The sequence below is a fragment of the Campylobacter concisus genome (genome assembly GCF_002165785.1).
In the GTDB taxonomy this organism is placed as follows: domain Bacteria; phylum Campylobacterota; class Campylobacteria; order Campylobacterales; family Campylobacteraceae; genus Campylobacter_A; species Campylobacter_A concisus_W.
On record NZ_NDYO01000008.1, the window covers coordinates 85,074 to 99,214 of the forward strand.

The following is a 14,141-nucleotide window of genomic DNA, read 5'->3' on the forward strand; positions in this document are numbered from 1 at the left end:
CCTTAATCTTTGACTACGCTACCATGAGCTAACTCATGTGCTTCGTTACTCACAACATTTTCAGCAGGCGTTAGAGCTACTTTTATGGCTTTTTCAGTCGAGCGGTAGCTAGCTGTAACGAAGGCTATTGGAAGCACTAACATAGGGACCCATTGAGGTATGCCAAGGTCTATTATCATCTGCTCGATCTCGTGAAGAATTTGTAGATAATCGATCGAATAGACTGCGATAAATAACAAAAACACAGTAGTTAGCACATGAGAAAAGATTAAACACGCTTTTGCAAGGGCTGGTGGAAATTTTTCCACCAAAATAGTTACGCTCACGTGAATGCCCTTGTTAAAGCCATATGCTGCGGCAAAAAACGCCGACCATATAAAAAGATAGTTTGATAGCTCGCTCGCCCATGACCAGCTTTTGTCAAAAAAATATCTAGCCATAACATTTGTAAAGGCCAGCAATGTTCCACTTGCGAGCCCAACTACTGCGATAGTTTTATTTAGTGAGGCTATCGCTATATCAAGGACATTAAAAAAACTCTTCATTATTTTGTCCCAAGAGTCTTTTCTATGAGATCTTTACCGATAACATCGTAAAATTTAGGATAGATTGATTGCATAACCTTTTGCCACTCAGCCTTTTGTGCATCATCGATCTTATAAATTTCTAGTTTTTTACTAGCAGCGATGTATTTTTCAAGTTCAGCTATGACGTGAGCGTCCTCTTTTGCTGTCTCTTCTCTCTCGAAAGCTGTTGCTTCGCTTAGAGCTTGTTTTACATTTGCTTTTAGATCATCTGGTAGCTTGCTCCAAAATTTATCGCTCATAACGACTAAATAGCCCAAATATCCGTGACTTGAAAGTGTAAGCGAGCTTTGAACTTCGTGAAATTTTGAGTTATAAAAATTTGAAAGTGGGTTTTCTGTCGCATCGACTACGCCTTGTTGAAGTGCAGAGTAAACTTCTGAAAATGGTAGAACTTGTGGGTTACCACCAACTACTTTGATCTGTTCTTCAAGTACTTTTGAGCTTTGGATTCTAAATTTTTGTCCTTTTGCATCTTCCGGTACAAGAACTGGCTTTTTGCTTGAGCTAAAATGCTTAAATCCAGCATCCCAATAATCAAGCGCCACAAAGCCTTTTTTTGTAACAAGGGCTTTTAGCTCCTCGCCAACCTCGCCATCTTGGACCTTATGAAGGTGCTCTGCATCTTTAAAGATGAAAGGCAGGTCAAATAGCTGAAACTGTGGTACGATAGGTGTAAATTTAGAAAAACTAGGAGCTGCCATTTGAACATTGTCAAGCTTTAACGCACCAAAAACCCTATCATCATCAAGTAGCTGCGCTGATGGGAAGACTTGAACTTTTAGTTTACCGCCGCTTAGCTCCTCAGCACGTTTAGCAAAAAAGTCAGCTGCTTTGCCTTTTGGCGTAGAAGCTGCAACAACGTGAGCAAATTTGATCGTATAGACCTTGTCTGCACCAAACGCTAAGCCACTGATGGCACAAGTGAAAAGTAAAGCTTGTAAGAATTTCATCTTTTATCCTTTGTAATGGTTTTGTTAAACGCATTATAAATTTCAAAAATAAAAATTTAGAAATTTTGTTTCGTAAATTCACAGCTATTTATTTTTATATGTGTATTTTAGTAACAAATATACTTCAAAAAGCTAATTTATATTTTCAAAAAATTTTTATAATTTTTCGATAACTAAACTTTTAAAGTACATTTGTTACTTTTTTACACATAAAATTTATTTTATTTTTACTTTTAATAAATTTTTGAATCCATTTAAACAAATGTATGAGATATTTTGCTCTAAATTTTTTCTTTTCTATAAGTTTAAAAGCTAGCCAAAAAAGTAAGTTTAGGTTTGCTTAAATTTAACCTATATTTTGTGGCTAAATTTAAAAGATTTTTGTTTATTAATTTTTTATGGCTATAATACGAAACAACAAATTTTATTATTAAGGAATTATTATGTTTGAACTTAGAAAACTTCCATTTGATGCAAATAGCAATGCAGTAGTTAGCGCAAAAACCTGTGAATACCACTACGGCAAGCATCATGCAACTTACGTAGCAAATTTAAACAATCTTATAAAAGATACAAAATTTGCTGACGCATCATTTTATGAGATCCTAAAAAGTAGCGAAGGTGGGCTTTACAACAACGTTGCTCAAGTTTATAACCACGACTTTTACTGGGACTGCATCGCTAAAAAAAGCGAGATGTCAAGCGAGCTAAAAGCTGCGATCGAGGCAAATTTTGCAAATTTCAAAGAGGAATTTTTAAAAGCAGCTACAACGCTTTTTGGCTCAGGCTGGGCGTGGCTTGTATTTGATCCAAGCAGTAAAAAGCTAGAGATCGTACAAACTAGCAATGCAAAAACTCCAGTGAGTGACGGCAAAGTGCCACTTCTAGTCGTTGATGTGTGGGAGCACGCTTACTACATCGACAACTTCAACGCTCGCCCAAAATACCTAGAGACATTTTATGAGAACATAAACTGGGAATTTGTAAGCAAAGCTTACGAGTGGGCGCAAAAAGAGGGCCTTGGCTCAGTTGAGTTTTACACAAAAGAACTTCATAAATAATATCTGGCGGGGTTTCCCGCCTTTAAATTTCTACTTTTATCTAAATTTTTAAAGTCATCAAATTTATCAGCAAAAACTATCTTGTTTTAAAAGAAAGTGTAACTTCGAAATGGCTCAAAATTTTGTTTTAGCAAACAATTTCTCTTAAATTTAAAACCAGCATAAGCTATCTCAACTTCAAATTTCTACTTTGTTGAAAATTTTAAAGCCACTGCTAAATTTACAAGCTATGGGCATAGAATTTACCACTTCAAAAAGGCATAAAATGTTTGCTTTATCAATCTATTATATCGTGATTGAGAGAGGTTATATACTTAAATTTAAGCAAGCAAATAAAAACTAGTGTAGGCCATCTTATCTTTAAATTTATTAGCAAAACTTGATTTGATGTTAAAAATGGTGGTGGGGGGCAATGTTCACTGCTTCAAAAGTGCCCCGAGCTGTATCAATATTAGGCAGGAGTAGCTTAAAATTCAAAAGCCACTCAGCCAAATTCACTCAATTTATCTTTTTGAAGTGTATAAATTTATACCATTTTGTAAGCGTTTTAGCCCCTCAAGCACTCTGGCTCTTTGGGTTGCTATGTTCATACGGAGGAAAAATCTATCTCCCCTGTAAGCATTGCCGTCATTTAGCCATAGTCCAGCTTTGTCACGCAAGAAATTCATAAAGTCGCTCGAATCCTCGCAAAACGCGCTACAATCAAGCCATAAAAGATAAGTTGCATTTGAAGGCAGAAGCTTTACTGGCAAATTTTGCTCTTTTATGAAATTTATAACGATTTTTTTGTTTTCAAAAAGATAATCCCTAAGCTCATCAAGCCATGTTTGACTATCGTTAAATGCCGCTATTGTCGCAGTTATTGCAAATGCGTTTGCCTCACCTATCTCATCATAATTTACAGCCGCATTTATTCTTGCACGTATCTGCTCATTTGGCGTGACGATAGCTGAGCTTTGAAGGCCAGCTATGTTAAAGGCTTTTGTAGGCGAGATGCATGTGATTGAGTTATTTTTGCACTCTTCGCTAACGCTGATAAATGGCACATAGCTTAGACCAGGATCAGTTATATCGCAGTGAATCTCATCACTAATAATCAAAACATCATGTTTGTAGCAAAGCTCGCCTATTTTTTTAAGCGTCTCTTTGTCCCAAATTTTTCCTATTGGATTGTGTGGATTGCAAAGAAGCATCATAGTTGTTAGCGGCTGCGCTAGCTTTGCCTCAAGGTCTTCAAAGTCAATCTCATAAGAGCCATCTTTATAGACAAGGTCGTTTGATAAAATTTCACGGCCATTATTTTTGATGCAGTTAAAAAATACGTGATAGACGGGAGCTTGAACTAAAATTTGATCCCCTGGATTACTAAATCTTCTAATCGCAGTAGAAATCGCTGGTATAACGCCAGTGCAAAAGCACATCCATTCGTTTTCAAAGCTAACATCATGACGCCTCTTCCACCAGCCTTTAATCGCTTCATTCCACTCTTTTGGGATAAATGAGTAGCCAAAGACGCCATTATCAAGACGCTTTTGTAGGGCATTTAAAATTTCAGGTGCAGCCTTAAAATCCATATCAGCAACCCACATTGGCAAAACATCGTTTTTCATTCGCCACTTCGATGAGTTGGTGCCATCTCTGCTAATAAGCGTATCAAAATCGTACTTCATAGCTTTTCCTTAAAATAAAATTTTAAATCAATTATAACCCAAAAGATACTAATATAATTTGAAATTTTCTCTCAATTTAATATTTCAAAAGGAAAAATGATGAAATTAGCCCAGGCTCTCATTTTAAGAGCCGATACACAAAAACGCTTAGAGCAGCTAAAAGGTAGGTTGCTTGATAATGCAAAAATGCAAGAAAATGAAAGGCCTAGCGAAGATCCAAAGCTTCTTTTAAAAGAGCTTGATAGGCTAAGCGATGAGCTATTTAGACTGATCTTGGCTATAAATTTAACAAACTCGAGTGCAAAATTTGAAGGCGCGAGTCTAACTGAAATGATCGCTAAAAAAGATACGCTAAGCCAAAAAGCAAGCGTGCTTAGGGAATTTGCCAAAAGCGCAAGCCAAAAGGTCGATCTTTACTCAAATAGTGAGATAAAAATTTTAAGTAGTGTTGATGTGGCCACGCTCCAAAAGCAAATAGACGAGCTTTCTAAAGAGATCAGAGAGCTAGGTATGAAGCTACAAGAGGCAAACTGGCAAGTTGATCTTGTAGAGTAAAATTTATGGTGAAAATGTAGCTAAAGGCGAGTAAAAAGAAAAATTTATTAGGCTTGCGGGGAGAGAGCAAAAGCTTAAATTTATCCCAGCAATTTAAAAAATGCATTCTTAAAAATAAATGTTACTACCACTTACTGATTTAGCTACGTTTTGGGTGGGTTTGGGGAAGATTAATCTTTATTATGTAAGATTTCATAAAATTTTAAAAGGAAATTTATGAAACTTGACACCTTGATCGTAAAGGGCATTGAAGCTAAGAATAATCCAAATAAAGCTGTCATTCCGCCTGTTTTTTTAGCAAGTACATTTGTGCAAGATGATCTTGAAAATTTTCAAGAATTTGCATATTCGCGTGGTAGCAACCCAACCAAAAAAGCATTTGATGAAATTTTTGCAAAGGTTGAAGGCAGTAAATACGCTTTTAGCTTTGGTTCAGGCATGGCAGCAACAGCAGCCGCACTTAGCCTTATAAAAACTGGGCAAAAGGTCCTACTAAATAGTAACGTCTATGGCGGCACTTATAGATATGTTACAACCGTTTTTGAAAGCCACGGTATAAAGAGCGAATTTATAGACGATCTAAATTTTTTAAGCGAAGATGACATAAGTGACGACGTAGCGGCGATATTCATCGAAACTCCGTCAAATCCTCTATTAAGAGTGACAGACATCACTAGAATTTCAAAGATCGCTCACAAAAAGGGCGCTCTAGTCATCGTAGATAACACATTTTTGACGCCTTATTATCAAAGAGTGCTTGAGCACGGAGCTGATATCGTGGTTTATAGCGCTACAAAATATATCGGTGGACACGCTGATGTGATCGCTGGTATCGTCACGCTAAACGATGATGCTTTGGCCGAAAAGATAAAATTTGCTAAAAACACGCTTGGTGGCATCATCAGCCCGATGGACGCATACTACCTAATACGTGGGCTTAAAACGCTTAGCGTTAGGTTTGATAGACAAACGCAAAATACTCATAAAATAATCAAATTTTTGCAGAATAATGACGCAGTTAGCGTGGTACATTTTGCTGGTTCATATAGCGAGCAAGAGGCTAAGATGCAAGCAGCTCAAGCAAGCGACATTGGCGCGCTTATCTCATTTGAGCTTGATGAAAAGTATGATGTAAATAAATTTGTAAAATCGCTAGAAATTTTTGATCTAGCAGTGAGCCTTGGTGGTGTAGAAAGCCTTATCTGCAGGCCTGCGACGATGACGCATGAGGCATATCCAAAAGAGGTACTAGATAAGATCGGTATAAAGCAAAACTTGCTTCGCTTAGCAATCGGTATCGAAAACGCTGATGATCTAATAGCAGATCTTGATCAAGCATTTAAAAAAGCAAAAAAATAATAAAGGAGATAGATATGGCAACTACAAAATTTAAAGGTAGTGAGGTAAATTTAAGTGGAAATGAGGTCTTCGTAGGCTCTTATGCACCTGAAGCAAAAGTCGTAGCGCAAGATCTTAGCGAGTTTAGCGTGGGTGGAAATAATGGTGTAGAAGTACTTGTTTGCTTGCCATCACTTGATACTGGCGTTTGCGCAGCAGAGGCTCGCAAATTTAACGAAAAAGTAGCTGGCAAACATGGTGTAAAACTTAGCATCATCTCAAATGATTTGCCATTTGCGATGGGTAGATTTTGCACGACTGAAGGCATAGAAAATTTACGTGTAGGAAGTGACTTTAGATACGGAGAATTTGCTAAAAACTATGGCGTTTTAATGAGCGATGGCCCACTAAAAGGACTACTTGCAAGAGCGGTATTTGTCATCAATGATGGCGTAATAATTCATAAGCAAATCGTCCCTGAAGTGACAGAAGAGCCAAACTATGATGCTGTATTTGATGCTATTAAAAGTAGTGGTAGTTGTGGTTGTGGCTGCCATTAAAAAGGACGTTATCTAAGCATCTATTTGATGCTTAGATAATTAATCTTAGTCAAATAGAGATTTTTCAAAAGACTTTACTACAAAGCTTTTTCTATGAAGGCTTGAATAGCCAAACTTGGCAATGGCATCTAGGTGAGCCTTTGTGCCGTATCCTTTGTGCCCAGCAAAGCCATACTTTGAGTAAATTTTATCCCAGCCTTTCATCAAACTATCACGACTAACTTTTGCTAATATGCTAGCAGCGCTTACCCCAGCGACTTTGCTGTCAGCTTTTATCATCGTTGTGATACCAACGCCATAGTCTAAATTTCCATCATAAATAATCTCAAAACCCTCAAAGTGCGCCTTAAAAATTTTGAGCGCTCGTCTTAAGCACTCACTTAGCCCAAGTTCGTCTATTTGGACGTTTGAGAAGTAGATGATGAGAAAATTTGAGCTTTTTATGATCTCTTTAAAAAGCTCCTCACGCTTTTTTGCGGTTAGTTTTTTGGAGTCGTTTAGGCCTGAAATTTCTTTATTAAGCACGCAGGCCGCTACGCTTAAAGGCCCAGCTAAAGCCCCACGTCCAGCCTCATCTATGCCACAAATTTTTGCCATTAAAGTCCGATTTCATCGCTAAAGTAAGGTCTTAGCTCATCAAGTGGCACGCTAATTTGCTCCTCGTTTAAAAAGGTAAGCCCAAGTGGCGAAAGTACAAAATTTTCACTAACGCCTGCTGTTGCGAGGATTGCTTTTAGATGAGGGTCGTTCATATCTTTAAAAATCTGCTTTAACTTTAGCTTTTTGTTGGTTTTAAGTAAGACGACATCGCAGCTAGTTTTGTTATTTTTATAGGTGCAGATGCTTTTTATTTTGTCATTTATATAGTAGATGTTATCTAGGCTTTCAAATTGGTTATTTGGCCATTTTTTACGCTCGCTTTTTAGGTCATAAAGTGTCGAGAGTAATTTATTTTTATTTTTTTTAGCCGATTCTTTGGCAAATATATCGTTAATTATAGCTTCGTATCTCGTACCATTTGCTTCGATCATTTGGATGCCAATATTTAGCATTTCATACTCTTTTTCTTTTTTGATAGTCGCATTATAGGCTTTGTTTTTAACGATGATTTTGCCCTTTAGCTCACCATTTTCATTTTTAACGTCTAAATTTATCTTATCAGATACAGCATTTAGCAATGAAATTTCACTACTATTTTGCTCAAGATTACCTTTTTCATAGTCGTATTTTGTACCATCAAAAAAGATATGTCCGCTTATCTTGGCTGGCACTTTAAAGCTCTTACTTTGCTTAAAATTTTCAAATTCATCTTTAAAATAGTTCATATAAACTTCAAATTTTATACCATTTGCCTCACCAATAAATTTATAAAATTTTGCCCAGTTTTCGTGATTTATCTCATAGCCAAATAGGCTTACTATAAGTATAAAAATCCCAAAAAATGCTCTCATATCCGTCCTTTATAGTTTTTTTGATTATAGCTTCTTTACTTTAAGCTTTTAAAACAATAATCAAATAAAGGTTTAAATTTATAAACCTAGACTCCACCTAGAAAAGGGCAAAATTTCGCATTTTATGCCCTCAAGGCTAAGCTCAGCTTGGTTTGCGACGCTGATTATCTGAAGCTTGCTTACACCCAGCTCTTTTAAGCTTGCGTGGAGTTTTTTAAATTTCAAAAAGATGATCTCTGGTGCAGAAAACGGCACACAAATGATCGCAATCTTCCTTTTATTAAGGAAGAAATCAATCTCTTTTGTGTAGTAAATTTCATCTTTAAATTTAAGCAATTCGCAAAAAACAACATTTGCAAAGACGGCCAAAAAGTCCTTTTTTAGGTATAAAGCGTTACGAAGTGCAAAATTTGTAAAGTAGAGCTTTTTGCTCGTGCTGCTCTCATCTAAATTTGGTACTAATTCTATAAAGCCATTTTCATTAAGGCTGGTTACCGCGTTATAGACACTATCTTTTGAGATTTTCATCTGCTCTTTTAGGTTTTTGTAGATACCAAAAGTACTAAGCACATCGTGGCATTTTGGAGCACATTCTTTTAAAATCGCAATGCTTTGCTCACTTAAATTTGCTCTTAAAAGCTGTTGCAAGTGCACTGTGACCTCGCTAGAGTCTAAAAAAGCACTTGCTATCTCGTTGCCGTGAGCCAAAAAGTAGCTAAAAAGTAGGTCTTGGTCCAAATTTTTCTTAAAAAATAGTATAAATTCCTCGTAATCGAGATAGTTTAAATTTATACGAGCAAAGCCGTCAATCGTGAGTGAAAATTCCTTGCTTGTAAGGATGATATTTTCAAGTGTTGCGCCCTTTAAAAAGTCTAAATTTGCAAGGTCGGCGGCTTGTAAATTTTCAACTGCAAGAACCTTTATCTGGGCATTTTTTTCTAAAAATTCTTTTAAATTTGCTAAAAGCAAGGCTCTATCTATCCTTAGATCGTCTAAATTTACATAAAGTCTCTCCTCGCTTTTATAATGGCTCAAAAACTCATAAACAAGGGCTGTTTTGCCACTTGAAATGGCGCCAACGATAAGCGTTTTTGGCGAGATGATTTCGTATTTTCTGGGGATAAATTTACTTGATTTAAGCGGCTGATTGTAATAAAGCTCTAATTGGTTCATTTTCTCCCCTTTTCAAAATATATATATAAATTTTTGTTATGCCGTCAATTCCCCCCCCCGTTATAAGCGCGATCTCATCGCTCGTTAGTTCATAAAGCTCAAAAACAAGTTTGTCTATTTTTTCGTCATTTGTCTTGATTTTGTCGTTTAGTGCATTGATATTTTCTTTAGCTTCTAGCTTTTCATCAAGACTTAAAGTAGGCATGTGTTTCTCGTAAAGCTTGATTTTTTCATTGGCTTTTAAAATCTCATCAACTAAATTTATTATCTCATTTGCTAATTTTTCATTTTGTGGCGTTATTTGGGGAATAGGCAAAATTTCTAAGCGATTTATTTTTATTTCGCCTTCAAGTCCGCCTCCAGCATAGAAAAAGTTGAAAATTTTATAAACACCTGTTGAATTTAAAAAGGCTAATAAAAATTTTAAATTTTCGCCAGTTATACAATATGCAGTATTGTCTGGAATATTATTATTTGTATCGTAAGCAAATTTTGGGCTTTGCACCATTCTTGCACATAAAATTTTCTCTTTTTCAAATTCTTCATAATAAGCGATGTTATCTTGCGTCTCAAACCATTTATTTGATGTTCTTTTGCGGCATTTTTTACCATTTATAGTTTCGCCACTTTGTGCTATATAAGGCAAGAAATTTTGTAAATATCCCTTAAGACTTGGAAAATTTTCAATATCTATCTTTAATGCTGGAAATGTGCAAATGAGCCACAGTCCAGCCCACTCATAGTCATAACTCTTTATATCTCGACCTCGCAAAATTGGTCTTATGAGCTTTTGTGTCCGCTCCCTTTCTTCTCCAATACAAGTGTTTAAAATTTTATCACGAGTGTCGCTATCTACAATGAAAGCTTCGTTTAGACCAGTTTTGACACCATAGTTGATATTCACACCCCAATCTTTTAATGGCTTTGCGACTTGTTCGATCTTGCTTTTTAGCTCAAATTTACTGTTATCGAGGAAAGTGAAATTTTTTTCGTTTAGTGTGGATTGCGGTACTTGGATAAATTTTTGCGTTTTTAAATTTATGGTGCTTGAAGCTAGGAAATTAAATTTTGAATTTTCATCGGCTCTTATTTTTTTAAAAATAGTAACCGCACTATCTACGCTCGCATCTTCAAAAACTTTAACCCCAGCAAAATCAATAATGTGTGTTATTTGCGTATTTCCTAGTATAAATTTACGTAAATTTTCACCATAGCTGGCACGGAAAAATTTATTTGAACATATAAAACCTAAAAGCCCATTTTCTTTTAGATGTGTAATGCCAAGCTCATAAAAATATACAAACAAATCAGCCGTGCCGCTATAAACTTTATATTTTTGTAGAGCCGGCTTTTGCTCTTTTATCGCCTCTTGTCTGACATAGGGAGGATTGCCTATAACGACATCAAATTTAAAGTCAAAAGGAAATTCTAAAAGCGAGTTTGCTGCTACTAAATTTTTACTAAGATCTGTCAAAACTCGCCCCTTTGCAGCTGTGCGGAGCCAAAGAGATAGTCTAGCGATCTCGACCGCATCGGCATTTATATCTACGCCGTAAAGGTTATTTTCTAAAATAGTGCTTTCTATATCGTAAAGTCCTAAGCCCTCGCCCTCATATACTTTGCGGTAAGTGTCTAATGCGCCATGCTCGGCAATTAGAAATTCTAAAGCTTGGTTTAAAAATGCACCAGAGCCGCAAGCTGGATCAAGTATCTTAAGGGATAAGAGCCACTCGCGGTAAGTATAAATTTTATCTTTGATCTCGCTTTCTGCTTTGGTTAATTTTTTGGGATTTTTTGGTGCTAGTAACTCATTTAGATCAAGCCCTAACTCATCTTTTTTAGCTTTACAAAGCGCACCAAGCGAATTTTCAACTATAAATTCTGTTATAAACTCTGGCGTATAAAATATGCCATTTTTTTTACGTTTGCTCTGTTTGGCATCAAATTCATTGCCATTTATTTGCGCATTTAGCTCTTCAAGGTCGTTTAGTGAGCTTTCAAAGATATGTCCTAGGATATTTACACCGATGTCGCTTAAAAAGTCATAGTCGCTTAAAAACTGCGCTTCAAGCACGCTATCGTCCATCTTTAGTGCATCAAGCTCAGTATCTGTGGCAAAAAGTCCTCCATTGTAGCGTTTGATATCAAGACGTTCACTGCCTTCATCAATGGCTTTAAAGTAAATTTTGTAAAAGTCATAAAAACTAAGCTCAGTAACTTGGTTTTGAAATTTATCTTTTATCTCAGCTATCGTGCGAAGTCTTAGTAGTCCGCGGTCTTCGGCAAATAGTATAAAGACAAACCTATCACATAGTTTTTGAGTTAGGCTTAAAAGCCTATTTTTATCAATGCTAGTATTGTTTTTGCAAATATTTTTAAAAATAGTGAGTCTAAATGCGCTAAAGTCTTTATAAAATTTATTTGAAATTTCGCGCTCGTGAGTGGCAAATTTCTCTTTTAGCTTTAGCGGTAGATCCGTGCTAATGCTCTCAAAGCTAAGCAGTAAATGAAGTTTCTTAAACTCCTCAAAGCTTGCTGTAAAAAGGTCAAATTTTTCAAATGTTGTTTTATTGCCGATGTAAAAGCGCAGTTCGTTAAAATTTGAAACAACGACATATTTGGCATTTTCATGTGAGATAAAATAGCGAAAAGCTTGATCTACCGGGCTAAGCTCGCGGTTGGATGGAGTTTTATCAAGATGCTGTGTAGTCTGATCTTTTAGCTCGATCACGCATCTAACTTCGCCATTTATCAGTATCGCCCCGTCTGCCTTTTTGCCGTCAGTTTCGTTCTTTTTCTCGCGTTCAAGATTGAAATTTGTAGGATTAGTAGTGTCTAAAGTGTAGCCAAGGCAGTCTTCAAAGATATATTTTAGAAACTGCGTTTGAAATTTTTCTTCTTTGAAGCTCTTAATGTCACTAGCTTTTGCCTGATACATTTGCAAATTTGCATAACGCTTTTTAAGCTTTTCCTCATCTTGTTCTTGAGTTAATAAGAATTTTGAATTAAAGATCGGCATCTTTTCTCTTTAAAATTTTAATTTCTTGGAATCTTATCTTTTTAAATTTTATATTTTCCTGATTAAAAGGAAATAATTAATCAAAATTCATCAAAAAATGACGTTTTTCTTGACAACTATAATAGCTTTTTTGTAAAATCGCGTTCTCTTTACGAAAAGACAAGCGTCTTTGCTCGTACGATCGCTTGATCCTATGCGAGTTATTTTGATGTAAAGAGGTCGCGAGTTTGCGACAAGTTCTTTTTAAAGGAAAACACATGGAAAGAATCAGGTTAAAGCTAAAAGCTTACGACCATAGAGTTCTAGACCGCACTGTTGCAGCAATCGTAGAAGCTGTCAAACGAACAGGTGCCGACGTTCGTGGCCCGGTACCAATGCCTACAAAGATCAAACGCTATACAGTCTTAAAATCTCCACACATCAACAAAGACTCACGTGAGCAGTTTGAGATGAGAATACACGCTCGTATGCTTGACATCGTAGCTGCTACTCCAGAAACTGTAGATAGCCTAACAAAACTCGACCTAGCTCCAGAAGTTAATGTCGAAGTTCGTGCGATGAAATAAGCGGACAAAAGGATAAGAGTATGGAATATATTGTAGAAAAAATAGGCATGAGTAGAACGATTGCCACGAAGAGTACGCCAGTTACACTACTTAAGCTAGTTGAGGCTAAAGTATGTGAGATCGACGAAAACAAACGTGCTATCGTAGCGTATGCCCACACTAAAGCAAACAACAAAGCTATCGCTGGTCAGCAAAAAAAATACAATCTGACAGCAGAATTTAACAAATTTGCTACGCTTGAAGTAGCTAATAGCGAAGTTGGAAACCTAGACTTTACACCATTAAACGAGGCTAAAATTTTAAAAGTTAGTTTTAACTCAAAAGGTAGAGGCTACCAAGGTGTGGTAAAAAGACATGGTTTTGGTGGTGGTCCAAAAAGCCACGGCTCACGTTTCCACAGACGCCACGGTTCAATTGGTAACTGCGAATGGCCAGGTCGTGTTCAACCAGGTATGAAAATGGCAGGACACATGGGCAATGAGAAAGTTACTGTTAAAAACGAGCTAATAAGCTTTGACGCTCAAAATGGCATCGTAGTTGTAAAAGGTTGCGTTCCTGGTCACAATGGTGCAATGGGTAAAATAAGGATTGTAAAATGAGTAAAATTCACGTATTAAACGATAAATTTGAAAATTCAGGCGAGTTAGAGCTTCCTGCAAGCTACGCTGAAGTAAATCCGCACAACCTATATCTTTATGTAAAATCTTACCTTGCTGGTATAAGAGCAAATTCGGCTCATACTAAAAGCCGTGCTTTTGTAAGTGGCGGTGGTAAAAAACCATGGAGACAAAAAGGACGTGGTGGTGCAAGAGCAGGTTCAACTAGAACTAACGTTTGGGTAGGCGGTGCAGTTGCATTTGGTCCAACAAACGAGAAAAACTATTTTCAAAAAGTCAATAAAAAACAAAAAAGACTAGCTCTTGAGTACGCTTTGGCAGTAAAAGCACAAGATGGTAAAATTTTCGCAGTAGATAGCATCTCAATCGAGTCTGGAAAGACAAAAGATGCAGCTAATATCATCAAAAATTTAAAAGTAAAAGACGCACTTATCGTTAAAGATTTACTAGACGATAAAACACTACTTGCTTTTAGAAATTTAGCAAACTGCTATGTAGTAGATGCAAATGAGGTAAATGCTTATCTTGTCTCTACATTTAGTTCGGTTATCATTGAAAAAGCTGCACTAAAAACTATAACAAAAGAGGGCTAAA

General features: G+C 36.4%; 14 protein-coding genes. 7 read left to right on the plus strand and 7 right to left on the minus strand.

What is annotated here, in order from left to right:
* Window positions 1–2: 2 nt before the first annotated feature.
* Together B9N62_RS07365 and B9N62_RS07370 are read right to left on the minus strand one after the other, a co-directional pair.
* The gene (locus B9N62_RS07365) at window positions 3–545 is read right to left on the minus strand and encodes a TRAP transporter small permease (RefSeq protein ID WP_087584983.1); all 543 of its coding nucleotides are present in this window, start codon (window positions 543–545) and stop codon (window positions 3–5) included.
* Window positions 545–1,537 (minus strand): DctP family TRAP transporter solute-binding subunit, encoded by a 993-nt coding sequence (locus tag B9N62_RS07370; protein ID WP_087584984.1) that lies wholly within the window; start codon window positions 1,535–1,537, stop codon window positions 545–547. The genes B9N62_RS07365 and B9N62_RS07370 overlap by 1 nt, the downstream gene beginning before the upstream one ends.
* 443 nt (window positions 1,538–1,980) lie before the next feature.
* Between B9N62_RS07370 and sodB the strand changes: the two genes are divergently transcribed.
* On the plus strand, window positions 1,981–2,598 hold the full coding sequence (gene sodB / locus B9N62_RS07375) for a superoxide dismutase [Fe] (protein WP_087584985.1): 618 nt from the start codon (window positions 1,981–1,983) through the stop codon (window positions 2,596–2,598).
* A gap of 503 nt (window positions 2,599–3,101) precedes the next feature.
* Here sodB and B9N62_RS07380 read toward each other — a convergent pair.
* On the minus strand, window positions 3,102–4,268 hold the full coding sequence (locus B9N62_RS07380) for a MalY/PatB family protein (protein WP_087584986.1): 1,167 nt from the start codon (window positions 4,266–4,268) through the stop codon (window positions 3,102–3,104).
* Window positions 4,269–4,367: 99 nt separating this feature from the next.
* Here B9N62_RS07380 and B9N62_RS07385 point away from each other — a divergent pair, with 99 nt between their 5' ends.
* The 3 genes from B9N62_RS07385 to tpx all read left to right on the plus strand — a co-directional run bounded on the left by B9N62_RS07385 (window position 4,368) and on the right by tpx (window position 6,721).
* Entirely contained in the window at window positions 4,368–4,823 is a 456-nt protein-coding gene (locus B9N62_RS07385) for a DIP1984 family protein (protein WP_087584987.1), read from the plus strand.
* Between the two features lie 216 nt (window positions 4,824–5,039).
* Entirely contained in the window at window positions 5,040–6,182 is a 1,143-nt protein-coding gene (locus B9N62_RS07390) for a trans-sulfuration enzyme family protein (RefSeq protein ID WP_087584988.1), read from the plus strand.
* Window positions 6,183–6,196: 14 nt separating this feature from the next.
* Window positions 6,197–6,721: a thiol peroxidase gene (tpx, locus tag B9N62_RS07395; protein WP_021091125.1), complete on the plus strand. Its 525-nt coding sequence runs from the start codon at window positions 6,197–6,199 to the stop codon at window positions 6,719–6,721.
* Window positions 6,722–6,766: 45 nt separating this feature from the next.
* Here the strand turns inward: tpx and B9N62_RS07400 are convergent, their stop codons facing one another.
* From B9N62_RS07400 to B9N62_RS07415, 4 genes are all read right to left on the minus strand, one after another.
* Entirely contained in the window at window positions 6,767–7,318 is a 552-nt protein-coding gene (locus B9N62_RS07400) for a ribonuclease HII (protein WP_087584989.1), read from the minus strand.
* Window positions 7,318–8,172: an S-adenosylmethionine tRNA ribosyltransferase gene (locus B9N62_RS07405; RefSeq protein WP_087584990.1), complete on the minus strand. Its 855-nt coding sequence runs from the start codon at window positions 8,170–8,172 to the stop codon at window positions 7,318–7,320. The genes B9N62_RS07400 and B9N62_RS07405 overlap by 1 nt, the downstream gene beginning before the upstream one ends.
* A gap of 78 nt (window positions 8,173–8,250) precedes the next feature.
* Window positions 8,251–9,345 carry an ATP-binding protein gene (locus tag B9N62_RS07410; protein WP_087584991.1) on the minus strand — a complete coding sequence of 365 codons (1,095 nt, stop codon included), beginning with the start codon at window positions 9,343–9,345 and terminating at the stop codon, window positions 8,251–8,253.
* Complete coding sequence (locus B9N62_RS07415) at window positions 9,308–12,364, minus strand: Eco57I restriction-modification methylase domain-containing protein (protein WP_087584992.1); 3,057 nt, start codon at window positions 12,362–12,364, stop codon at window positions 9,308–9,310. The genes B9N62_RS07410 and B9N62_RS07415 overlap by 38 nt, the downstream gene beginning before the upstream one ends.
* A 257-nt stretch (window positions 12,365–12,621) precedes the next feature.
* On the opposite strand from B9N62_RS07415, the gene rpsJ reads away from it, so the two are divergent.
* Genes rpsJ through rplD form a run of 3 tightly spaced genes read left to right on the plus strand, consistent with a single transcriptional unit; the run spans window position 12,622 to window position 14,140 of the window.
* Window positions 12,622–12,930, plus strand: a complete 309-nt coding sequence (rpsJ, locus tag B9N62_RS07420) for a 30S ribosomal protein S10 (RefSeq protein ID WP_009295257.1) — start codon at window positions 12,622–12,624, stop codon at window positions 12,928–12,930.
* Window positions 12,931–12,950: 20 nt separating this feature from the next.
* Window positions 12,951–13,529 carry a 50S ribosomal protein L3 gene (rplC, locus tag B9N62_RS07425; protein ID WP_002941563.1) on the plus strand — a complete coding sequence of 193 codons (579 nt, stop codon included), beginning with the start codon at window positions 12,951–12,953 and terminating at the stop codon, window positions 13,527–13,529.
* Window positions 13,526–14,140, plus strand: a complete 615-nt coding sequence (rplD, locus tag B9N62_RS07430; RefSeq protein ID WP_012140561.1) for a 50S ribosomal protein L4 — start codon at window positions 13,526–13,528, stop codon at window positions 14,138–14,140. The genes rplC and rplD overlap by 4 nt, the downstream gene beginning before the upstream one ends.
* The last annotated feature ends 1 nt before the right edge of the window (window position 14,141 follow it).

What these genes read in the sequence shown, in the direction of transcription:
- B9N62_RS07380 (WP_087584986.1), bottom strand. Translation starts at nt 4,268, where the DNA reads ATGAAGTACGATTTTGATACGCTTATTAGCAGAGATGGCACCAACTCA.
- rplC (WP_002941563.1), top strand. Translation starts at nt 12,951, where the DNA reads ATGGAATATATTGTAGAAAAAATAGGCATGAGTAGAACGATTGCCACG.
- rplD (WP_012140561.1), top strand. Translation starts at nt 13,526, where the DNA reads ATGAGTAAAATTCACGTATTAAACGATAAATTTGAAAATTCAGGCGAG.
- B9N62_RS07390 (WP_087584988.1), top strand. Translation starts at nt 5,040, where the DNA reads ATGAAACTTGACACCTTGATCGTAAAGGGCATTGAAGCTAAGAATAAT.
- B9N62_RS07415 (WP_087584992.1), bottom strand. Translation starts at nt 12,364, where the DNA reads ATGCCGATCTTTAATTCAAAATTCTTATTAACTCAAGAACAAGATGAG.
- B9N62_RS07405 (WP_087584990.1), bottom strand. Translation starts at nt 8,172, where the DNA reads ATGAGAGCATTTTTTGGGATTTTTATACTTATAGTAAGCCTATTTGGC.
- B9N62_RS07410 (WP_087584991.1), bottom strand. Translation starts at nt 9,345, where the DNA reads ATGAACCAATTAGAGCTTTATTACAATCAGCCGCTTAAATCAAGTAAA.
- B9N62_RS07385 (WP_087584987.1), top strand. Translation starts at nt 4,368, where the DNA reads ATGAAATTAGCCCAGGCTCTCATTTTAAGAGCCGATACACAAAAACGC.
- B9N62_RS07400 (WP_087584989.1), bottom strand. Translation starts at nt 7,318, where the DNA reads ATGGCAAAAATTTGTGGCATAGATGAGGCTGGACGTGGGGCTTTAGCT.
- B9N62_RS07365 (WP_087584983.1), bottom strand. Translation starts at nt 545, where the DNA reads ATGAAGAGTTTTTTTAATGTCCTTGATATAGCGATAGCCTCACTAAAT.
- rpsJ (WP_009295257.1), top strand. Translation starts at nt 12,622, where the DNA reads ATGGAAAGAATCAGGTTAAAGCTAAAAGCTTACGACCATAGAGTTCTA.
- B9N62_RS07370 (WP_087584984.1), bottom strand. Translation starts at nt 1,537, where the DNA reads ATGAAATTCTTACAAGCTTTACTTTTCACTTGTGCCATCAGTGGCTTA.
- tpx (WP_021091125.1), top strand. Translation starts at nt 6,197, where the DNA reads ATGGCAACTACAAAATTTAAAGGTAGTGAGGTAAATTTAAGTGGAAAT.
- sodB (WP_087584985.1), top strand. Translation starts at nt 1,981, where the DNA reads ATGTTTGAACTTAGAAAACTTCCATTTGATGCAAATAGCAATGCAGTA.